This is a genomic window from Pseudomonas sp. AP3_22 TE3818, assembly GCF_053628995.1.
Genome location: NZ_JBRJHL010000001.1, coordinates 4,162,116 through 4,184,002, shown reverse-complemented (window position 1 = coordinate 4,184,002; position 21,887 = coordinate 4,162,116). Strand labels below are relative to the sequence as shown.

The following is a 21,887-nucleotide window of genomic DNA, read 5'->3' as shown; positions in this document are numbered from 1 at the left end:
TGCCATGAAGTTCTCCCGGTTCTTTATCACGCGGCCGATCTTCGCCGCCGTGCTCTCGCTGCTGATCCTGATCGCCGGCGCCATCGCGCTGTTCCAGTTGCCGATCAGCGAGTACCCGGAGGTGGTGCCACCCACCGTTGTCGTTCACGCCAACTATCCGGGGGCCAACCCCAAGGTCATCGGTGAAACCGTGGCCGCGCCCCTGGAACAAGCCATCACCGGCGTGGAGAACATGCTGTACATGTCCTCGCAGTCGACGGCGGATGGTCGACTTACGCTCACCGTGACCTTCGCCCTGGGCACCGATCTGGACAACGCCCAGGTACAGGTGCAGAACCGCGTGACCCGCACCGAGCCGAAACTGCCGGAGGAAGTGACGCGCATCGGTATCACCGTGGACAAGGCGTCGCCCGAGCTGACGATGGTGGTGCACCTGACCTCGCCGGACAAGCGCTACGACATGCTGTACCTGTCCAACTACGCGATCCTCAACGTCAAGGATGAGCTGTCGCGCCTGAACGGAATCGGTGACGTAAAGATGTTCGGTATCGGCGATTACTCGCTGCGTATCTGGCTTGATCCGAACAAGACCGCATCACGCAACCTGACTGCCACCGATGTGGTCAATGCGGTGCGTGAACAGAACCGCCAGGTGGCGGCCGGCCAACTGGGTTCACCGCCTGCGCCCAACGCCACCAGCTTCCAGATGTCGATCAACTCCCAGGGCCGGCTGGTCACCGAAGAAGAGTTCGAGAACGTGATCGTCCGCAGTGGTGCGGACGGCGAAATCACCCGCCTCAAGGACATTGCCCGGATTGAGCTCGGCTCCAACCAGTACGCCTTGCGCGCCTTGCTCAACAACCAGGAAGCGGTGGCGATGCCGATCTTCCAGCGCCCGGGTTCCAATGCCATCGACGTTTCCGATCAGGTGCGGGCGAAGATGGCCGAGCTGAAGAAGAGCTTCCCGGAGGGCATGGACTACGAGATCGTCTACGACCCGACCATCTTCGTGCGCAGCTCGATCGAGGCGGTGGTCCATACCCTGTTCGAAGCGCTGATCCTCGTGGTGCTGGTGGTGATCCTGTTCCTGCAAACCTGGCGCGCCTCGATCATTCCACTGGTCGCCGTACCGGTGTCGTTGATCGGCACCTTTGCCGTGATGCACCTGTTCGGTTTTTCCCTTAATGCCTTGTCGCTGTTCGGCCTGGTACTGGCCATCGGCATCGTGGTCGACGATGCGATCGTCGTGGTGGAGAACGTCGAGCGCAATATCGAGACGGGGCTCGATCCGGTCGAAGCGACCCAAAAAGCCATGGGCGAGGTGACCGGCCCGATCATCGCCACGGCGTTGGTGTTGTGCGCGGTGTTCGTCCCGGCGGCGTTCATTTCCGGCCTGACGGGGCAGTTCTACAAACAGTTCGCCCTGACGATCGCGATCTCCACGGTGATCTCTGCGTTCAACTCGCTGACCTTGTCGCCGGCATTGGCGGCGGTTTTGCTCAAGTCCCACAGCGCACCGAAGGACCGCTTTTCGAGGATTCTGGATCGCCTGTTCGGTGGCTGGCTGTTCAAGCCCTTCAACCGGCTGTTCGAAAAGGCCGGCAACGGGTATGTCGGGACCGTGTCCAAGGTCATCCGTGGCAGCAGCGTGGCGTTGCTGGTCTATGCCGGTCTGATCGCCTTGACCTACATGGGCTTCAGCACCACGCCGACCGGGTTCGTGCCGACCCAGGACAAAAAGTACCTGGTGACCTTCGCGCAACTGCCGGATGCGGCCAGCCTGGATCGCACCGAGTCGGTGATCCGCCGCATGAGCACCATCGCCATGAACGAACCGGGCTTTGACAGCGCCGTGGCCTTCCCGGGCTTGTCGATCAACGGATTCACCAACAGCCCGAACGCCGGCATTGCCTTCATCGGCTTGAGCGCTTTCGATGAGCGCAAAAGCCCGAGCCTGTCCGCCGGAGCGATTTCCGCTTCGCTGAACGCCAAGTTCGGTGGCATTCAGGACGCCTACATCGCGGTGTTCCCACCGCCGCCGGTTCAAGGCCTGGGCACCATTGGTGGCTTCCGCCTGCAGATCGAAGACCGCGGCAACCTGGGTTACGACGAGCTGTACAAAGAGACCATGAACATCATCGGCAAGAGCCGCAGTGTTCCGGAACTGGCCAACCTGTTCACCAGCTACACGGTCAACGTGCCGCAGGTCGAGGCCGCCATCGATCGCGAAAAAGCCAAGACCCACGGCGTGGCGATCAACGATATTTTCGACACGCTGCAGGTGTACCTGGGGTCGCTGTACGCCAACGACTTCAACCGTTTTGGCCGTACCTATCAGGTCAATGTCCAGGCTGAGCAACAGTTCCGCCAGGAGCCGGAGCAGATCGGTCAGTTGAAGGTGCGCAACGACCGTGGAGAGATGATTCCACTGGCCACCTTCGTCAAGGTCAGCCCGACGTCGGGGCCGGACCGGGTCTCGCACTACAACGGTTTCGTCACCGCAGAAATCAACGGCAGCGCGGCCCCGGGCTACAGCTCCGGCCAGGCGCAGGCGGCGATTGAAAAGTTGTTGAAGCAAGAGCTGCCCAACGGCATGACCTACGAGTGGACCGACCTGACCTACCAGCAGATCCTCTCCGGCAACACCGCGTTGCTGGTGTTCCCGCTCTGCGTCCTGCTGGCGTTCCTGGTGTTGGCGGCCCTGTATGAAAGCTGGAGCCTGCCGCTGGCGGTAATTCTGATCGTGCCGATGACCCTGCTGTCGGCGATTGCCGGGGTGATCATTTCCAAGGGCGACAACAACATCTTCACCCAGATCGGCTTGATCGTGCTGGTGGGGCTGGCGTGCAAGAACGCGATCCTGATCGTCGAGTTCGCCAAGGACAAACAGGACCAGGGCCTGTCGCCGCTGGACGCTGTTCTCGAAGCCTGCCGGCAGCGTCTGCGCCCGATCCTGATGACGTCGTTCGCGTTCATCATGGGCGTCATCCCGCTGGTGACGTCCACTGGCGCCGGTTCCGAGATGCGTCGGGCCATGGGGGTCGCCGTGTTCTCCGGGATGCTCGGGGTGACCTTCTTCGGTCTGTTGCTGACACCGGTGTTCTACGTCCTTATCCGTCGCTACATCGAACGTAAAACCGCGCGTCAGGCGGCCCGCGCTCACTCGCTCAAGGTTATTGATCCGGAGGCACACTGATGAAGGCTTTCAAGCTGTTTTTACCGAGTCTGCTGGTCACCGCGTTGGCCGCCTGCACCGTCGGGCCGGATTACAAGACCCCGGACACGGCGCCTGCCCATGTCGTCTCGGCCCAAGGGGCCAACTACGATCAAGCGCGTTTCGAAACGGTGTGGTGGCAGCAATTCGATGACCCCACGTTGAATCAGCTGGTCGGCAAAGCCCTCAATGGCAACCGCGATCTGCGCGTGGCCTTCGCCCGCTGGAAAGCCGCGCGGGCCATTCGTGATGACATCAGCAACGACAACCTGCCGGTGGTCACCAGCCGGGTCAGCAGCCAACAGGGCAAGTCGCAGGTGCCGGGTCTGACCGAGCAGCGGGTCAATACCGATCGCTACGACCTGGGCCTGGACATGGCCTGGGAGATCGATCTGTTCGGGCGTATCCAGCGCGAACTGGAATCCAGCGATGCCCGGGAAGACGCCACGGCGGCGGACCTGTACCAACTGCGGGTGAGCATGATCGCCGAGTTGGTGGATGCCTATGGTCAGCTGCGGGGTGCGCAACTGCGGGAAAAAATCGCCCTGGCCAACCTGAAGAACCAGAGCGAATCGCGCAGCGTCACGGTGAGCCTGCGTGACGCGGGCGTAGGCAATGAACTCGACGTGGTGCGTGCCGATGCCCGCCTGGCGGCCGTCGAGGCGAGCGTGCCGCAACTGCAGGCGGAGCAGGTGCACCACAAAAACCGCATCGCCACGCTGCTGGGTGAGCGCCCGGACACGCTGGGCATCGACTTGAGTCCGAAGGACTTGCCGGCCATCGCCAAGGCGTTGCCGGTTGGCGACCCCGGCGAGCTGTTGCAGCGGCGCCCGGATGTGCGCGCGGCAGAGCGACGCCTGGCGGCTTCAACGGCGGATGTCGGCGTGGCCACCGCCGACCTGTTTCCACGGGTGAGCTTGAGCGGATTCCTGGGGTTCATCGCGGGGCGTGGTTCGCAAATCGGTTCCAGTGCCGCCCGCGCCTGGAGCCTGGGCCCGAGCATCACCTGGGCTGCGTTTGACCTGGGCAGTGTGCGGGCGCGCATTCGCGGCGCAAACGCCGAGGCCGAAGGGGCATTGGCGACCTATGAGCAACAGGTGCTGCTCGCCCTGGAAGAGTCGGAAAACGCCTTCAGCGACTACGGCAAGCGCCAGCAACGCCTGCTGTCGCTGATCAAGCAAAGTGAGTCGAGTCGTGCAGCGGCCGACTTGGCGGCGACCCAATACAAGGAAGGGGTGGTGGACTACCTGGTGTTGCTCGACGCACAACGCGAGCGCCTGAACGCCGAAGATGCCCAGGCACTGGGTGAAACCGACCAGTACCGGGCCATTGTGGCGATCTACAAATCCCTGGGGGGCGGATGGGACAGCGGCGACACCCGGCTTGCGAAAAACAACTGAGCTTGCTCTCTCGCCACCTGTAGGAGCGAGCTTGCTTGCGATGAACTCAAGAGCGCCGCGCTTAACCAGCAAGCACGCGTTATCGTTAACGACCATCGCGAGCGAGCTTGCTCCCACAGGGTTAGTGGGTGTACGCAGTATTTGTGAACTACCGAATCTCCTGTGGGAGCGGGCTTGCCCGCGAAAGCGGTAGTTCAGCCACCGATGATGTTGGCTGTGCCGACGCCTTCGCGAGCGAGCTCGCTCCCACAGGGTTAGTGGGTGTACGCAGTATTTGTGAACTACCGAATCTCCTGTGGGAGCGGGCTTGCCCGCGAAGCGGTAGTTCAGCCACCGATGATGTTGGCTGTGCCGACGCCTTCGCGAGCGAGCTCGCTCCTACAGGGTTAGTGGGTGTACGCAGTATTTGTGAACTACCGAATCTCCTGTGGGAGCGGGCTTGCCCGCGAAAGCGGTAGTTCAGCCACCGATGATGTTGGCTGTGCCGACGCCTTCGCGAGCGAGCTCGCTCCCACAGGGTTAGTGGGTGTACGCAGTATTTGTGAACTACCGAATCTACTGTGGGAGCGGGCTTGCCCGCGAAAGCGGTAGTTCAGCCACCGATGATGTTGGCTGTGCCGACGCCTTCGCGAGCGAGCTCGCTCCCACAGGGTTAGTGGGTGTACGCAGTATTTGTGGACTACCGAATCTACTGTGGGAGCGGGCTTGCCCGCGAAAGCGGTAGTTCAGCCACCGATAATGTTGGCTGTGCCGACGCCTTCGCGAGCGAGCTCGCTCCCACAGGGTTAGTGGGTGTACGCAGTATTTGTGAACTACCGAATCTACTGTGGGAGCGGGCTTGCCCGCGAAAGCGGTAGTTCAGCCACCGATGATGTTGGCTGTGCCGACGCCTTCGCGGGCAAGCCCGCTCCCACAGGGATTTTCAGTGGGCAAAAGAACTGTGTTTGGCCCAACACCGATGTAGGAGCAGTCTCGCTCCTGCAGTCAGCGGTGGCCGGAAATGCATTTTTGTTCAATGACCGTCCACAAGACGTGGTAACCCCAAGGAATTGTCCTCACGCAAAACCTCCGGCAACAAGGCATCGGGAAACCCCTGGTAAGCCACCGGGCGCAGGAAGCGCTCGATGGCGGTCATGCCCACCGAGGTGAAGCGGCTGTCCGAGGTGGCCGGAAACGGCCCGCCATGCACGGTGGCAAAACACACTTCCTGCGGATGGGCGAAGGCGTTGACCACGATGCGCCCGGTGCGTCGTTCCAGGGTTGGCAGCAGGCGACGGGCCAGGGGCAGGTCCTCCTGTTCAAGGTGCAGGGTCGCGCTGAGTTGCCCCTTGAAGGCGCGCGCTACCCGTAACAGCTCCGCTTCATCCCGGACCTTCACCAGCAGCGCGGACGGGCCGAATACCTCCTGGGAAAGCGCCGGCTCGGCGAGAAAATGTTCGCCATCGACTTCGAACAGCGCCGAACGCCCATCGACTTCAGCGGTGGCGGTCGAGCCCACGGCGACGAGGCGGGCGCCGGCGTTTTCCAGGGTGCGCAGCCCGTTCAGATAGGCCCCATGGATGCCCGGTGTCAGCATCGTGCGCGCCGGTGCTGCGCTCACGCGTTGGCTCATGGCGTGGCGCAGTGCTGCAAACCCTGCGCCTTCGACGGCCAGCAGGATCGCCGGCTTGAGGCAGGCTTGCCCGACGTTGACCAGCATGCGCTCGACAAAGCCATCGCCAATCGCCGTGCCGCGTTCGGCGAGTGCCCGGGGCAGGATGAAGGTCGGGTTGACGCTGGTCATCTCGGCGAAGACCGGAATCGGCTCGGGGCGTTGTTGCGCACGCCGATACAGCGCCATGCCACCCTGTTCGGAACCGGTGAAGGTCACGGCCTTGATCAGCGGATGATCGACCAGCGCTTCACCGATGGCATTGCCGCTGCCACGCACCATGGAGAACACGCCTTCGGGCAATCCGCAGTCTTGCACCGCCTGGCGGATCGCCCGGGCCTGGATTTCCGAGGCGCCGGGATGCGCGTTGTGCGCCTTGAGAATGACGGTCGATCCCGCCGCCAGCGCCGACGCGGTGTCGCCACCGGCCACCGAATAGGCGATGGGGAAGTTGCTCGCACCGAAAATCGCCACCGGGCCGATGGCGATTTTTTGCAGGCGATGATCCATGCGCGGGCGAGGCTGGCGCTCAGGTTGCGCCGCGTCGATGGCCAGTTGCAGGAAACGCCCCTTGCGCACCACATCGGCGAACTGGCGGAACTGGGTGGCCGCCTTGATTGCCTCGCCTTCCAGTTGCGCCTCGGGCACGCCGGTTTCCAGGGCGGCCCGTGCCGCCAGCGCCGCGCGAACGCGGTCGAGGTTGTCGGCGATGCGTTCGAGAAACGCCGCCCGCACGGCGAGCGAGGTATGGCTGTACACATCGAATGCTTCATCGGCCAGGGTCGCCGCGCGGTCGACATCGGCCACGCTACCCAATGCGAACGCCGGTTCAATCGGCTGGTTGGTCGCGGGATTGAGCGCCTTCAGGGTGCCTTCGCTGGCGCCGACATCACGGGCGCCGATCAGCAGGTTGCCGGTCAACTGCATCACGCACCTGCCTGTGCCAGTGCGGCAACCAGTTCATCGGTGGTCAGGATGGCGTGAGCGAAGGTCGGGCCGTTCAGTTCATGGGCCGAATGCATCATCTCCGGCTTGAAGGCCGCGGTCGCGTCGCGTACCAGGGTGACGTGATAGCCGAGTTCCTGAGCGTAACGGGCGGTTGCCTCGATGCAGGTGTTGGCCAGCAGGCCGACGATGATCACGTGGGTGATACCCTTTTGCTTGAGGCGAAAATCAAGGTCGGTATTGGCAAAGCCGCTGGAACCCCAATGTTCCTGAACGATGATGTCGCCGTCCTGCGGCGCGAAGTCGGGGTGCCATTCACCGCCCCATTCCCCGCGTGCGAAGTGGTGCATGTGCATGATCTTGCACTGGGTGGGGCTTGGGTGATCCCAGTTTTCGTAGTCGCCTTTTTCCCAGCGGTGGTGCGGTACGATGACCACCGGAATGTTGAGCCCGCGAACGGTGCGATCAAGCGTGCGCAGGTTGTCTAGCAAGCCGACGCCCTTGGCAATGGGCTCGATCAAGGGGTAGATCTTTCCGCCTTCCGACAGGAAATCGTTGTAGGGGTCGACCAGCAGGTAGGCCGTCCGATCAAGAGGGTAGGTGGCGTTGGACATGGCGGTGCTCCGCAAGATAATCCGTGGATGATGAAGTGTAGTTGCCAGCAATTCATGTAGATATGATAATCATAGTAACTAGGCAAGAGGCAATACCGCATGTCGGTGAAAGCAAGCGTTTCCGAAACCCTGTGCCCGATTTCCCGGGCGGAAGCCGTCGTGGGCGACCGCTGGACGGTGCTGGTGCTGCGTGAATTGTTCATGGGCAGTCATCGCTTCGATGAAATCCAGGCGCAGACCGGCGGTACGCCGCAAATGGTCGCGGCGCGCTTGAAGAGCATGGAGGCCGACGGGCTCCTGGAGCGACGTGCCTACAGCGAACGGCCCAAACGCTACGAATATCACCTCACGGAAAAGGGCGATGCGTTCCATTCGGTGGTGCTGGCACTGCGGGCCTGGGGCGAAACCTGGTGCAAATCGCCCGAGGAAGGTTTGGCGGTGGTCTATACCCACCGCAGTTGCGGCGAGCCCGCCGGCCTCGGTCCGCTGTGCGCCCATTGCGGGCAGCCCTTGCGCCGCGCAGACCTGATCAGTGAACCGAGTGCCGCCTATGTCGCCGAACGCAGCGCCCGGCGCGAAGCGTTCAAGGCCTAGCGGCGGGTTTGTATCGGCAGGTATCCGCAACGTCCGTCGTTACCCGGGCATACAAAACCGGGGTTTCCAGACACCCTGGCGATACACGGCGGCCTTCAAATGCAACCACCGGCACCGTGTCATTTTCGGCGCGGCTGGCCAGGGTTCAACTGGAGGAAAGGCAATGTTGCGTATCAACACCCGTCACACCATCGGCAAGCTGGGCATTGCCCTGGCCGCTGCAGGGCTTGCGACCTTCGCGAGCCTCTCTCAAGCCCAGGCGGCACAGCCGGCTCCGGCGATGAAAAGCTGGCAGCAGGGCCTGCATCGCACCGATCTGGTACGCGAAGACCTGGGCGCCGCCGATCGCGAAGTCACTCAGGTGCTCGTGGACTTCGACCCGGGCGTGACATCACCCAAACACGCTCACCCTGGCGTAGAAGTGGCGCACGTGATCAGCGGGACCTTCGAGTATCAACTGGAAGGGCGGGCACCGGTGACGCTCAAGGCCGGTGATTCGTTGTACATCCCCGAAGGCGTCGCCCATGTGGCGAAGAACGTGGGCCAGGACAAGGCCTCGGAGCTGGCAACCTACATCGCCAGGAAAGGCCAGCCACTGCTGATCCTCAAGGAGTAGATGAACTGTGGGAGCGAGCTTGCTCGCGATGGTCGTTAACGATAACGCGTGCTTACTGGCTAAACGCGGCGCTCTCTAGACCATCGCGAGCAAGCTCGCTCCCACAACAACAAAAACGATTGCGGTGTTCAGCCGCGTCGGTCAAACCAGATTGATCTCGACGTCGATATTGCCGCGAGTCGCTTTGGAATACGGGCAAGTCTGATGCGCCAGTTCCACCACACTGCGTGCGATGGCCGGGTCCAGGCCCGGCAGGCTGACATTCAGGCGGGCTTGAAGGAAGAAAGCGTTTTCGGACTTGCCCAGATCGATTTCGGCATCCACCGCAACATCGCTCGGCAACGCCACTTTCAGCGAGACGCACGCCTTGCCCATCGCCCCGATGAAACAGGCCGACCAACCCGCCGCCAGCAGTTGCTCAGGATTGGTGCCGGCGCCCGAACCTCCGGGAGGCGAAAGCTTGATGTCCAAGCGTCCATCGGTGCTGCGCGCCTGACCGTCGCGGCCGCCGGTGGTGTGGGTCTTGCCGGTGTACAGCACGGTATCGATTGCATTGATCATGGTGTTTTTCCTGTCAGTGGGTCGCTGGAATGCTCGGAAAACCTGCGCTTTCCGATGCGCCCCACTTTTTCACTTCCATGTACTGCCCATATGTCCTGAACCTGGCGGATGTGTATCGCCGTGTAAGGTGGCCGGGGGGAAATACAGTTCGATACAAACCGCTTGAGTGCGCGCGGCGTCGGAGGTTATTGACTGCAAACCTCCCACACACAACCGCGCAGCCAGCGATGCGCCGGGTCGGCGTCCATGCGCGGGTGCCAGAGCATCGACACCGTGATCGGCGGCGTGGGGAAGGGCAATGCAAAGCCATGCATGCCCTGGCACAGGTTGCCGACATGCCGCTGCGGTACGCTGGCGACCAGGTCTGAAGCCCGCGCCAATGCAATCGCGGACGCAAAACCGGCGACGATGGTGATGATCTCCCGCTTCAGCCCCAACTCAACCAAGGCGTCGTCCATCACACCTTTTTCATGGCCCCGGCGTGAAACCAGGATGTGCCGGGCGTCGGCATAACGCACCGGTGTGACTTCACCTTGGGCCAGTGGATGACCCTCGCGCACGACGCCAATGAAGCGGTCGCGAAACAGCATCCGGGTCCGCACTTCCGGGCTGGTGGATTCGTCGATCACGCCGGTTTCCAGGTCCACCGAACCGTCGCGCAGCAGGGTGCTGTCCTTGTTCAGCTTCTGCACGAAATTCAGGCGGACACCGGGCGCCTCGCGGTGGATGCGGGCGATCAGCGGCGCTCCGAAATTCTCCACGAAGCCGTCGCTGGTGCGCAGGGTGAAGGTGCGCGCCAGTTGATCGAGGTCAAGTGCCTCGGCGGGGCGCAGGACGGCTTCGGCGTTCTGTACGAGCACACCGACGCGTTCACGCAGCTCCAGTGCCCGGGGTGTGGGAACCAGTCCGCGCCCGGCCCGCACCAGCAACGGATCGCCTGTGGTTTCGCGCAACCGCGCCAGCGCCCGGCTCATGGCCGACGGGCTCAGGCGCAAACGCTGCGCGGCCCGGGCCACGCTGCCTTCTTCGAGCAACACGTTCAGGGTGATCAGCAGATTCAGGTCGGGCATGGAATGGGTTCCTGTGGGAGCGGGCTTGCTCGCGAAGGGGCCATCAGCTTCAACATCAACGTTGGCTGACACACCGCTTTCGCGAGCAAGCCCGCTCCCACACTGGGTTGTGGGTAGGTGGCGTCTGGTGCATGTATTCAGTGCAAACGCTGCGTCTTCCGCCATGTTATGGCTGGGCTTAGGCTCCAGACAACCTGTTTGCGGAGTCGCGAGAAAATGAAGTCCATATCGATTCGGGGCGCGCTGGCCAGCCTGTCGCTGTCCATGCTGCTGTCATCCCTGGGCACGAGCATTGCCAACGTCGGTTTACCGACACTGGCCGCCGCGTTCTCGGCCTCTTTCCAGCAAGTGCAATGGGTGGTGCTCGCTTACCTGCTGGCGATCACGGCGCTGATCGTCAGTGTCGGGCGGCTCGGCGACATCATTGGTCGTCGGCGTTTGTTGTTGATCGGAATTTGTGTGTTTACCGCCGCTTCAGTCCTGTGCGCCGTCTCATCCGGTCTCGGGTTGCTGATTGCCGCCCGGGCCCTGCAGGGCATCGGCGCGGCCATCATGATGGCGTTGACCCTGGCGCTGGTGAGCGAGGCGGTGCCCAAGGCAAAACTGGGCAGTGCGATGGGCCTGCTCGGCGCGATGTCGGCGATTGGCACCTCGCTCGGCCCGACCCTCGGTGGGTTTTTGATTGCCAATTCGGGATGGCAGGCGATTTTTCTGGTCAATGTGCCGTTGGGTGTTTTGGCGATGTGCCTCGCGCAGCGTTTTCTGCCGAAAGATGACCCTGAGCAAAGGGCGGATCAAGCGGGTTTCGATGTCCTCGGCACCCTGGTATTGGTCCTGACGCTGCTGGTCTATGCGCTGGCGATGACCCTCGGGCGTGGCCGTTTTGCGCCGCTGAACCTGGCACTGCTGCTGGTGGCCGTGGTGGGGGCGGGCGTGTTTGTGTTCGTCGAGCGCACCACCGGGTCGCCGCTGGTTCGCCTGACGATGTTCCGCAATGTGCAGTTGAGCGCAGGTTTCGCCATGAGCCTGCTGGTGACGACCGTGGTCATGACCACCCTGGTGGTGGGGCCGTTTTATCTCACCGGCGCACTGGCGTTGAATGCAGCGAGCGTTGGCCTGGTGATGTCGACGGGGCCGCTGGTCGCCGCACTGGTCGGGGTCCCGGCGGGTCGATGGGTCGACAGATTGGGCGCACATCGATCCGGCACGTTCGGATTGCTGGCCATGCTGACCGGCGCTTGCATCCTGCCTGCCGTGCCGACGGGCTTCGGTGCGCTCGGCTACATCGTGCCCCTGGCGGTCATGACCGCCGGTTATGCGCTGTTCCAGGCGGCCAACAATACCGCCGTGCTGTCGGCTATCGCGCCGCAAGAGCGCGGCGTGGTCTCCGGCCTGCTCGGGTTGTCGCGCAATCTGGGCTTGATCACCGGCGCTGGCGTGATGGGCGCCGTGTTCGTCTTCGGCACGGCCAGCCATGATGTTTTGCAGGCGCCACCTGAGGCCATTGCGCAGGGGATGCGCTTGACGTTTGCGGTTGCGGCGGGGCTGATCTGCATCGCCCTGGCGATTGGCGCGGTCAGCAAAATCGTTTCACGTCGCCTGATCGCGTCGTGTTGAAAAACGGCGCGACTGTCGTGAAAACGACCTGTTTGCGCTGAACGCGAAGCCTTGTGAGTTTTCTGTTGAACGACTGTTCAGTCTGGACTATGTTGAGGGCCACCTTCCCCCGGCTGGTTGCGGGCTTGCGTTTCTTCAATTCGAACGAGGCACTGGCATGCGGTTTTCACCCTTTGTAGAGCGGATCAGTGGCCAAGGCGTTGCCGCCTGGGATATTCACTACGCGGCCAACGCGGCACAGCGCAAAGGCGAGGACGTGATCATCCTCAGCGTCGGCGACCCGGATTTCCCCACCCCGGATTTCATCACCGATGCCGCCATCCACGCCTTGCGCGAAGGGGATACCCACTACACCGAAATCGCCGGCCGCCAGGCCTTGCGCGAAGCCATCGCCGGCCGCTACAGCCGGTTGATCGACCGCGAACTGCAGGCGTCGAACATCATTCTCACGGCCGGTGCGCAGAACGCCTTGTTCGCCACCTCGATGTGCCTGCTCGGTGCCGGCGACGAAGTGATTGCCTTCGATCCGATGTACGTCACTTACGAAGCCACGCTCAAGGCGTCCGGCGCCACGCTGGTACGGGTGCCCTGTGCGGCAGACTCGGGTTTCCGCCTCGATGCCGCCGTGTTGGCCAAGGCCATCACCCCGCGCACCCGGGCGATTTTCTTCTCCAACCCGAACAACCCCACCGGCGTGGTACTGGGTCGCGAAGAGCTGCAAGCCATCGCCGACCTCGCCATCGCCCATGACCTGTGGGTGGTGGTGGACGAGGTCTACGAGAGCCTCGCCTACGAGCGCGAACACCTGAGCCTGGCGGCGTTGCCGGGCATGGCCGAGCGCTGCGTGGTGATCGGCAGCCTGTCGAAATCCCATGCCATGACCGGTTGGCGCATCGGCTGGGTCGTGGCCAACGAAGCCCTGGTCAATCATGTCGAAACCCTGGTGCTGAGCATGCTGTACGGCTTGCCCGGTTTCGTCATGGAAGCGGCGCTCAAGGCCGTGCAGTCCCATGATGACGTTACCCACGGCATGCGCGAGATCTATCGCCGGCGCCGCGATCTGGTGGTGTCCGGCCTGGCCGATTGCCCGGGTATCAGCGTGCTCAACCCGGATGCCGGCATGTTCGTGCTGGTGGACGTGCGCGGCACCGGCCTGACCTCGCTGGAGTTCGCCTGGCGCCTGTTGCGTGAAGCCGGTGTCTCGGTCCTGGATGCCGCGGCATTCGGTGAGCCGGCCCAGGGTTTTGTACGGCTTTCGTTCACCCTCAGTGAAGAGCGACTGGCCCAGGCCTGTCAGCGCATTCGCGGTTTTGTCCAGGTGCTCAACGGTGAAGCGCCGAGGCCGGTGATCGGCACCGTGACCAGCACTGCTACCGTCGAACCGGCCGCGGCCAAGACCATGATCGAGGTCGATCGCCTGCACAAACGCTTCGGCAATATCGAAGTGCTCAAGGGCGTATCCCTGACCGCCCGCGAAGGCGAGGTGATCTCCCTGATCGGTGCCAGCGGCTCGGGCAAAAGTACCTTGCTGCGCTGCATCAACATGCTCGAAGTGCCGGACCAAGGCCGCATCCTGGTCGATGGCGAAAGCATTCACCTTAACCAGAATCGTCCCGGTGCACCGCTGGTGTCGGACGCCAAACAGCTCGTGCGCATCAGGTCGAGCCTGGGCATGGTGTTTCAGAACTTCAATCTCTGGCCCCATCGCACGGTGCTGGAAAACCTCATCGAAGCGCCGACCCAGGTCTTGCGTGAAAGCCGTGCGGAGGCCACCGAACGGGCCGAAGCCCTGCTTGAACGCGTGGGGCTTGCGGCCAAGCGCAACGAGTACCCGGCGTTTCTCTCCGGGGGACAGCAACAACGGGTGGCCATCGCCCGGGCCCTGGCCATGCGGCCCAAGGTCATGCTGTTCGATGAACCCACCTCGGCACTCGACCCGGAACTGGTCGGGGAAGTGCTGCGGGTGATCCGCTCCCTCGCCGAAGAAGGCCGGACCATGATCCTGGTGACTCATGAAATGGCTTTCGCACGCGATGTCTCTTCCAAAGTCGCCTTCCTGCATCAAGGGCTGATCGAGGAAACCGGTTCGCCGGACGAAGTGTTCGTACACCCACGCAGCGAGCGTTGCCGGCAATTCGTCAACGCTCATCAGACTCGCTAACTCATCATAAAAAGACGGGAAAACAACATGGGAAATCGACGTTTTGCAAACTGGTTGACCGGTGCGGCCTGCGTATTGCTGGCCGGCATGAGCGCGGCTCAGGCACAGCCCATCCGTTTCGCGGTGGCCGCCGAACCCTATCCGCCGTACACCGAAAAGCAGGCCAACGGTGAGTGGAAGGGCTTTGAAGTCGACCTGATCCACAAGCTGTGCAGCGAAATGAAAGCCGATTGCGAGATCAAGGAAGTGGCGTGGGACGGCATCATTCCGTCGCTGCTGGCGAAGAAGATCGACGTGATCTTTTCCTCGATGTCGGTGACCGAAGAACGGGAAAAACAGATCGCCTTCAGCAAGGCCTACTACGACTCGGCGATTGCCGTCGTCGGCCCGAAAGAGGCCTCGGTGAAGAAGTACCCGGATGACCTCAAGGGCAAGATCATCGGCGTGCAGAACTCGACCGTGAGCGCCAGCTACCTGAAGACCTACTACGAAAAAATCGCCGACGTTAAGTACTACGACACCCAGGACTCGGCCAACGCCGACCTGATTGCCGGGCGCATCGACCTGATGATGGCCGACGGCACCGCCATGGCCGCCTTCGTCAAGACTCCGGATGCCAAGGACCTGGCCTACCTCGGCACCGTGCCGTACGACCCGATCTTCGGCAAAGGCGTAGGCGCCGGCCTGCGCAAGGACGACACCGAACTCAAGGCGAAACTCGACAAGGCCATCCAGGAGTTGCTGGCGAGCAAGGACTACGACGAGCTGTCCCAGAGCTACTTCGGCACCAGCGTGAAGCCGGCGTTCTGACGCCACGCCAAATCGCGACCCCAACCCTGTAGGAGCCGGCTTGCCGGCGATGCGATGGTGAATGTGTCGCCGTCATCGCTGGCAAGCCAGGTCCTACAAGGGGCAGGCGAAACGTAGATCTGAATTAAACACCGCCCACTGTAGGAGCCGGCTTGCCGGCGATGCGATGGTGAATGTGCCGCCGCCTTCGCTGGCAAGCCAGCTCCTACAAGGGTAAAGGGGTGCTTTCAGATCGCATACTGGAGGTTGATATGCCGGCAATGTTCGATCTGATCAATTTCACCGAACAAGGATGGGGCAGTGCGCTGTTGAAGGGGCTCTGGATGACCCTGCAGATTTCCGCTGGGGCCTTTGTGCTCGGGCTGGCGATCGGGCTGGTGGTGGCGTGCCTCAAGCTCGGCGCGCCGAAGCCGATTGCGGCGCTGATGCGCGGCTACACCACCTTGTTCCGCGCGGTTCCCGAGTTGTTGCTGATTCTGTTGCTGTACTACGTCGGCTCCATGCTCCTCAACTCGCTGATGACCCGACTCGGCTATGGCGTGGTGAATGTCAGCGGTCCGCTGGCGGCCATCGTCGTGCTGGGGCTGGTGCAGGGCGCCTACGCCTCGGAGATTTTCCGCGCGGCGATCCAGGCGATTCCCTTCGGCCAGATCGAAGCGGCCAAGGCGTTCGGCCTCAACGGTTTCGGTCTGTTCCGCCGGGTCACGCTGCCGATCATGGCGCCTTACGCCATGGCCGGGATGGCCAACCTGTGGATCAACCTGATCAAGGACAGCGCGCTGATCAGCGTGGTCGGCACCAACGAGCTGCTGTACACCGCCAAGCAAGGCGCGGGTTCGACGCGCCACTATCTGTTGTTCTACCTCACGGCTGCCGCGCTGTACTACGCGGTGACCTTGGCGTCGAACTATCTTTCGGGACGGTTGGAGCGACGCATTCGTCGCTGGATGCCTCTTGTTGACTGAACCGGCAGAGAGAATGAAATGATTCCAGCGTGGATAGTTGAATACGGGGCGCTGTTGGGCCGGGGGCTGCAAACCACCCTCATCATTCTGTTGGTCTCCAGTGTGTTCGGTTACCTGCTGGCGGTGCTGGTGGCGCTGGCGCGGATCTCGAAAAACAAGGTGATCGCCAAGGTCAGCCTGTTCTACACCAGCGTCACGCGCGGCACGCCGCTGCTGATCCAGATCTACATCTACTACTACGGGCTGGGCAGCCTGTTTGCCCAGTTCCCGCTGATTCGCGGCAGCTTTCTCTGGCCTTACCTGCGCGATGGCTACTGGTACATCGTGTTCGCCCTGGTGGTGTCGATGGGGGCCTATGTCGGCGAAGTGATTCGCGGTGGCCTGCTCGCGGTGCCCAAGGGCGAGATGGAAGCCGCGTCAGCCTTTGGCATGACCGCGCGCCAGTCGTTGCTGCGGGTGCGCTTGCCCCGGGCCCTGCGCCTGCTGTTGCCGACCCTGGCGGGGGAGACCGTGATGCTGCTCAAGTCCACGGCACTGGCCTCGACCATCGCCGTGATCGACCTGCTCGGCGCCGCCAACGTGGTCCGCGCGCAAACCCTGCAGGTGTACGAACCCCTGTTGCTGGTGGCCGGTGTCTACGTCTGCCTGACCTTCCTGATCGAAGCGCTGTTTGCCTTCGCCGAGCGGCGCGGAACGCCCGTGCGCAGGTCCGCCTGATGAGCTCGTCCAACGTCGATCGCTCGCTGCAGGGCATTGGCCTGTGCACCCTGGGCTACGCGTTCCTGTCGTTGCAGGATGCGGTCATCAAGTGGCTGGTGGCCGATTATTCGGTGGTCACCATTCTGTTCTGGCGCGCCGCCGTGGTGGTCGTGGCCGTGCTGCTGGCGGGGCGTTCGCGCGTTATCCAGCGCGCCTGGCATTCACCGAGCCGGCGCCTGCTGGTGGTGCGCGGCTTGCTGTCGATTGTCGCCTGGGTGCTGTACTACACGGCCGCCCGGGACCTGACCCTGGCCGAGATGACCACCCTGTATTTTTCCGCGCCGATCATGGTCACGGTGCTGGCGGCGGTGATCCTCAAGGAGCGCGCCAGCGGCTGGCAGTGGTTCAGCCTGATCGTCGGGTTCGTCGGGGTGATCATTGCCTGCCGTCCCGACCACATGACCGAGCCGTTGCCCATCGTCCTGACCCTGCTGGCGGCGATGTGCTGGGCGTTCACCTACATCCAGCTGCGTCAGGTGGATGACCAGACCTCCGTGCTGGAACAAATGCTGATCACCAACGTGGTGTTTGTGATTTGCATGGCGGTGGCGCTGCCGTGGACTTACACACCCTCGCCAACACCGGCCTGGCTGGGCATGCTCGGCGCCGGCCTGGTGGGCGGCATCGGCCAGTTCCTGCTGTTCGCCAGTTTCCGCCGCGCCACCGCGACCTTGCTCGCACCGTTCGAATACACCGGCTTGATCTGGGCGTTTGCCCTGTCGAGCCTGGTCTGGGGCACGCTGATGGACACGTCACTGATGATCGGCGCCGGGTTGATCGCCGTCAGCGGCACCCTGGCGATGATCTTCGGCCGGCACCCGTCACAGGACGTCGTCGGTGCTGAATGCTCCGTGACGCAGCCCCTTTATCCAGCAACGGCAGATATGCAGTCCGTTGGCGGCGCTGAAGGTCTCGGGGTTCAGGCACCACTCGAGCCAGAGACCGTCGAGCATCGCCGATAGGCCGATGGCGGCCAGGCGCGTGTCGTGAATCACAAAGCCTTCGCTGGCCGCCAGGCCGTCGAGCAACTGGCGGATCAGATCGAGGTAGGCGCGGTAGCTTTTTTCGTGGGACTGGCTGACGTGTTCGGAGTGACGGATCAGGCTCCAGAACACCACCCACACCCCGAGCAGTTTCGGGTCCATGACCCTGGGCGAGAACGAGCCTTCCAGAAAGGCATCGATCTTCTGCGCAGGTGTCTGTGCCTGTTCGATTTCCTGGAGCAGGGCAGTGGTCAGCTCGCTCGCGAGCCGTTGGTAGGTGTCGGCGATCAGTGCCTCGATGCTGCCGAAGTGATGGTTGAGCAAACCCACGGACACCCCGGCTTCGGTGGCGATGCGCCGCACGGATATCCCGGCGTGACCGTCGCGGCCCAGGCAGCGCAGGGTGGCCGCCACCAGCATTTCGCGGCGGTCTTCGGGTTCGGCGCGACGGTTTTTCGGGGCATCGGTTGTCACAAGGCTGTCCCTGGATGAGCTTCCACGCTGTCGAGCTTAGTTGAACACCTGTTCAATCACCAGCCTCGACAGCCGCGATACAGCGTTTTTCAACGGTCATGACAGGAGGGAAAACCAATGCCGCAGGATATTTCGTTCAGTGTCAGCAACAACAACGGCGATGCCGTGCGGGTCGGCGCCTGGCGCTATGCCGGCGATGGCAGCGGGCCGAACGTGCACCTGCAGGCCGGGGTGCATGCCGATGAAATCGCCGGGATGCTGGTCCTGCATGTGCTGATGCAACGGCTACAGATCGCCGAAGCCCAAGGTCGGCTCAAGGGCCAGGTAACCGTGGTGCCACAAGCCAATCCACTGGGCATCGGACAGTTTCGCCAGGGCCGGATACTCGGGCGTTACCACGACGCGACCGGGCACAACTTCAATCGCGCGTTCGACCAGTCGGCGGCCATGGCGCGACCTTCGACCTGCGTCCAGCAATGGCAAAAAAAACTGGTGCAACTGGCAGCCCCGGCCGACGTGATGCTCGACCTGCACACCGACGACGAAGCCCTGCCGTACCTCTACGTACACCGCAGTTTCTGGCCCGGCGGTCGCGAACTGGCGGCGGCGATGAAGATGGACGTGGCGATCATCTGGGATGACGGCGGCGACGGTTCCTTCGAAGAAACCATCATCGCCCCGTGGATACGCGACGGCGTCACAGCAGGGCGCATGGCCGCGACCCTGGAGCTGCGCGGGCAGGGCGACGTCAACGACCGCTTCGCCGAGTCGGATGCCGAAGGGCTTTACAACTGGCTGTGCAGTTGTGGCGTCATCAATGAGTCCGTGGCGCCTGCAGACTGGCCTGTCGAAGCCGTGGAAATGGGCCACATGGAAACCCTCATCGCCCCGCAACCCGGCGTGCTGATCTTCGAAAAAGAGCTGGGGGATTTCGTCGAAGAAGGGCAGCGCTTTGCCCGGATCCTCAGGACCCCGGGCGACCCGACTTCCGAAGTGGTCCTGCATGCCGAACAAGCGGGGCGCCTGATCACGCGCTATCGCGACCGACTGATCGCCCAGGGCATGGGCGTAGCGAAATTCACCGGCAGCCGGGTGTCGCGTCACTGGAACGGCGGGTTGCTCGACCCGAACTAGCCAACATCAACCACACAAACCCTGTGGGAACCGGCTTGCCGGCGATGCGATGGTGAACATGCCGCCGCCATCGCTGGCAAGCCAGCTCCTACAATTGAGCGCTGTGAACACGACCCTGTGGGAGCCGGCTTGCCGGCGATGCGATGGTGAACGTACCGCCGCCATCGCTGGCAAGCCAGCCCCACAATTGAACGCTGTGAACACGACCCTGTAGGAGCCGGCTTGCCGGCGATGCGATGGTGAACATGCCGCCGCCATCGCTGGCAAGCCAGCTCCTACAATTGAGCGCTGTGAACACGACCCTGTGGGAGCCGGCTTGCCGGCGATGCGATGGTGAACATGCCGCCGCCATCGCTGGCAAGCCAGCTCCTACAATTGAGCGCTGTGAACACGACCCTGTAGGAGCCGGCTTGCCGGCGATGCGATGGTGAACATGCCGCCGCCATCGCTGGCAAGCCAGCTCCTACAATTGAGCGCTGTGAACACGACCCTGTAGGAGCCGGCTTGCCGGCGATGCGATGGTGAACATGCCGCCGCCATCGCTGGCAAGCCAGCTCCTACAATTGAGCGCTGTGAACACGACCCTGTGGGAGCCGGCTTGCCGGCGATGCGATGGTGAACGTACCGCCGCCATCGCTGGCAAGCCAGCTCCTACAAATGACCGGGTTTATTCACGCGGATCAATCTGATCCAACACCCGATTCGCCGTGATCTCCGCCAGCATCACACTATTGGAAATCCCCAACAGGGCATTGCGCGACCCACCCTCCAGATGATCCACCAACTGATGCATCATCACATCGACCGAGGCCAGGGTCTCGACCAGATACACCATCAGCGTTTCGGTATCGGCCTCGGGGTCGACGGTAAACAGAGTGCCAGGCGTGCGCGGTGTGGCTTTGATGTCGGCGGTGGAGGGGACGTGGAAGGCGGATTCGGCGGCGTCGTTGAGCCTGTTTGAATCGGGCTCGCAGGGGGATGTCGGATCGGTGTCCGGCGGGTTGGGGGTGACCTTGAACATGGGAGTCTCCGCTTCATGGTTGAAGCTGCCACGTTCGTTTCCAGACGAAGGGGTGGCAGCTGTACGCAGGCTGGAAACCCGGGGAAACGGCAACCCGGTAGACCCGAAGGTCTCCCGCGCACAGCCGCCATAACGGAGTGCACACTTAAAAGCGTGCAAGCATAGGTTACGAAGGGCGCGGTGGCGCCATTTTCATTTCGGGGTTTCCAGACCCGACCGCTGATTAAGCAGCGGCACGCGAACGATAGAACCCGACCCCTAAGCGCACAAGCCGGCGGATTCTGGCGTACCCGTAGGCAACGACGCAAGGTCTTGTAGCCCGCCGGAAATACCCTACAACCTTTTTAAACAAGCGCTCGCAGGCAATGTCGAGCGATCCCCACGCGAGCAAAAAACATCCCTGATCAACTGAAGACCGGCTTTCGTGTATCGCTGTGTATCAGCGCACGAAATCCGACTACAACCCTACAAAACCCACTCATCACGGATACAGCCCGGATACACCACTGGGGCCAAATAGACCTGCCAAAGCGAGAAGCACAACGCAGCTCGCAACCAGGTTCATCAACCCTTGTGGTACGGCCAAAAGTGGTCCCGCCACGTCATTGATCCGGAGTATCAACATGTCTCGTATCCAGTCGAACAAAACCCGTATTGGCCTGATCGCTGTAGCACTGGTCGGCGGTATCAACTTCGCATCCTCGGCGTTTTCCGCCGAAGCCCTGCCTCAGGGCTATCAACTGGCCTCCGCCGAGAAGACCAGTGAAGGCAAGTGTGGCGAAGGCAAGTGCGGTGCCAGCGAAGCCAGCGCGCAAAAGACCCAGGCCGAAGGCAAGTGCGGTGAAGGCAAGTGCGGCGATGCTTCGTTCGCCCGCACCGACGCCGACCATGACGGCCGCGTGTCGCTCAAGGAACTGCTGGCCGTGGCACCCAAGGGCACAGAGGAATTCAAGGCCATGGACGCCAACGGCGACGGTTTCCTGTCCGAGGGTGAGGTGTACAAGTTCCGCACCAACCAATACACCTCCAACGGCAAGAAAGTACCGACCGAGCTGTTCACCAAGCTGAGCCAGGCTAAAGACTGATCAGATGCAAACAAAAAACCCTTCCTGCGTTGACGCGCAGGAAGGGTTTTTGCGTGGGCAGTAGTGGTTTGGTCGTCAGGCGCGAAATCGCACTTCACTTGACCACCCGCTTACATTTGACCTGACCAGTTATTTGTATTCGTTCTAACGACCGATTGCGTCGGATTTAATCAGCAGGTGTTCATTGCGAAAGGGGGGTAGGTTTTAAGGGGC

General features: G+C 62.4%; 17 protein-coding genes and 1 pseudogene. 12 read left to right on the top strand and 6 right to left on the bottom strand.

The window, feature by feature from the left end:
- Positions 1–4 precede the first annotated feature (4 nt).
- A complete protein-coding gene (locus AB7M25_RS18820) occupies positions 5–3,196 on the top strand; it encodes an efflux RND transporter permease subunit (protein ID WP_429561660.1) in 3,192 nt (1,063 codons plus the stop codon).
- Positions 3,196–4,614: an efflux transporter outer membrane subunit gene (locus tag AB7M25_RS18815; protein WP_454237822.1), complete on the top strand. Its 1,419-nt coding sequence runs from the start codon at positions 3,196–3,198 to the stop codon at positions 4,612–4,614. Before AB7M25_RS18820 ends, AB7M25_RS18815 begins: the two co-directional genes overlap by 1 nt.
- Before the next feature lie 1,012 nt (positions 4,615–5,626).
- On the opposite strand, the gene AB7M25_RS18810 is transcribed toward AB7M25_RS18815, so the two are convergent.
- Both AB7M25_RS18810 and AB7M25_RS18805 read right to left on the bottom strand, forming a co-directional pair.
- The gene (locus AB7M25_RS18810) at positions 5,627–7,192 is read right to left on the bottom strand and encodes an aldehyde dehydrogenase (NADP(+)) (RefSeq protein ID WP_454238367.1); all 1,566 of its coding nucleotides are present in this window, start codon (positions 7,190–7,192) and stop codon (positions 5,627–5,629) included.
- Complete coding sequence (locus AB7M25_RS18805; protein ID WP_429387891.1) at positions 7,192–7,824, bottom strand: isochorismatase family cysteine hydrolase; 633 nt, start codon at positions 7,822–7,824, stop codon at positions 7,192–7,194. The genes AB7M25_RS18810 and AB7M25_RS18805 overlap by 1 nt, the downstream gene beginning before the upstream one ends.
- A 99-nt stretch (positions 7,825–7,923) precedes the next feature.
- Here AB7M25_RS18805 and AB7M25_RS18800 point away from each other — a divergent pair, with 99 nt between their 5' ends.
- Positions 7,924–8,418 carry a winged helix-turn-helix transcriptional regulator gene (locus tag AB7M25_RS18800; protein WP_429387889.1) on the top strand — a complete coding sequence of 165 codons (495 nt, stop codon included), beginning with the start codon at positions 7,924–7,926 and terminating at the stop codon, positions 8,416–8,418.
- Positions 8,419–8,581: 163 nt separating this feature from the next.
- A complete protein-coding gene (locus AB7M25_RS18795) occupies positions 8,582–9,034 on the top strand; it encodes a cupin domain-containing protein (RefSeq protein ID WP_429387887.1) in 453 nt (150 codons plus the stop codon).
- 141 nt (positions 9,035–9,175) lie between these two features.
- On the opposite strand, the gene AB7M25_RS18790 is transcribed toward AB7M25_RS18795, so the two are convergent.
- Both AB7M25_RS18790 and AB7M25_RS18785 read right to left on the bottom strand, forming a co-directional pair.
- Positions 9,176–9,595, bottom strand: coding sequence for an organic hydroperoxide resistance protein (locus AB7M25_RS18790; RefSeq protein ID WP_454237821.1), 420 nt, complete (start codon positions 9,593–9,595; stop codon positions 9,176–9,178).
- Between the two features lie 185 nt (positions 9,596–9,780).
- Complete coding sequence (locus AB7M25_RS18785) at positions 9,781–10,665, bottom strand: LysR family transcriptional regulator (RefSeq protein WP_454237820.1); 885 nt, start codon at positions 10,663–10,665, stop codon at positions 9,781–9,783.
- A 216-nt stretch (positions 10,666–10,881) separates the two neighbouring features.
- On the opposite strand from AB7M25_RS18785, the gene AB7M25_RS18780 reads away from it, so the two are divergent.
- The 6 genes from AB7M25_RS18780 to AB7M25_RS18755 all read left to right on the top strand — a co-directional run bounded on the left by AB7M25_RS18780 (position 10,882) and on the right by AB7M25_RS18755 (position 17,939).
- The gene (locus AB7M25_RS18780) at positions 10,882–12,282 is read left to right on the top strand and encodes an MFS transporter (protein WP_454237819.1); all 1,401 of its coding nucleotides are present in this window, start codon (positions 10,882–10,884) and stop codon (positions 12,280–12,282) included.
- A 157-nt stretch (positions 12,283–12,439) separates the two neighbouring features.
- Positions 12,440–14,443, top strand: coding sequence for an aminotransferase class I/II-fold pyridoxal phosphate-dependent enzyme (locus tag AB7M25_RS18775; RefSeq protein WP_454237818.1), 2,004 nt, complete (start codon positions 12,440–12,442; stop codon positions 14,441–14,443).
- A gap of 27 nt (positions 14,444–14,470) precedes the next feature.
- Positions 14,471–15,253 (top strand): transporter substrate-binding domain-containing protein, encoded by a 783-nt coding sequence (locus tag AB7M25_RS18770; RefSeq protein ID WP_258681512.1) that lies wholly within the window; start codon positions 14,471–14,473, stop codon positions 15,251–15,253.
- Between the two features lie 251 nt (positions 15,254–15,504).
- On the top strand, positions 15,505–16,218 hold the full coding sequence (locus tag AB7M25_RS18765) for an ABC transporter permease (protein ID WP_007981895.1): 714 nt from the start codon (positions 15,505–15,507) through the stop codon (positions 16,216–16,218).
- 18 nt (positions 16,219–16,236) lie between these two features.
- Positions 16,237–16,935: an ABC transporter permease subunit gene (locus AB7M25_RS18760; RefSeq protein WP_015095644.1), complete on the top strand. Its 699-nt coding sequence runs from the start codon at positions 16,237–16,239 to the stop codon at positions 16,933–16,935.
- Positions 16,935–17,939, top strand: coding sequence for a DMT family transporter (locus tag AB7M25_RS18755; protein ID WP_116581749.1), 1,005 nt, complete (start codon positions 16,935–16,937; stop codon positions 17,937–17,939). Before AB7M25_RS18760 ends, AB7M25_RS18755 begins: the two co-directional genes overlap by 1 nt.
- Here AB7M25_RS18755 and AB7M25_RS18750 read toward each other — a convergent pair.
- A pseudogene (locus AB7M25_RS18750) lies at positions 17,895–18,380 on the bottom strand (TetR family transcriptional regulator C-terminal domain-containing protein); the annotation flags it as partial. The gene AB7M25_RS18755 and the pseudogene AB7M25_RS18750 overlap by 45 nt on opposite strands.
- Positions 18,381–18,551: 171 nt before the next feature.
- Between AB7M25_RS18750 and AB7M25_RS18745 the strand changes: the two are divergent.
- Positions 18,552–19,568 carry a M14 family metallopeptidase gene (locus tag AB7M25_RS18745; protein WP_429387879.1) on the top strand — a complete coding sequence of 339 codons (1,017 nt, stop codon included), beginning with the start codon at positions 18,552–18,554 and terminating at the stop codon, positions 19,566–19,568.
- A gap of 667 nt (positions 19,569–20,235) precedes the next feature.
- On the opposite strand, the gene AB7M25_RS18740 is transcribed toward AB7M25_RS18745, so the two are convergent.
- Positions 20,236–20,589: a DUF6124 family protein gene (locus tag AB7M25_RS18740; RefSeq protein ID WP_429519414.1), complete on the bottom strand. Its 354-nt coding sequence runs from the start codon at positions 20,587–20,589 to the stop codon at positions 20,236–20,238.
- 623 nt (positions 20,590–21,212) lie between these two features.
- Between AB7M25_RS18740 and AB7M25_RS18735 the strand changes: the two genes are divergently transcribed.
- Positions 21,213–21,674 (top strand): HvfA family oxazolone/thioamide-modified RiPP metallophore, encoded by a 462-nt coding sequence (locus AB7M25_RS18735; protein WP_116265222.1) that lies wholly within the window; start codon positions 21,213–21,215, stop codon positions 21,672–21,674.
- Positions 21,675–21,887: the final 213 nt, after the last annotated feature.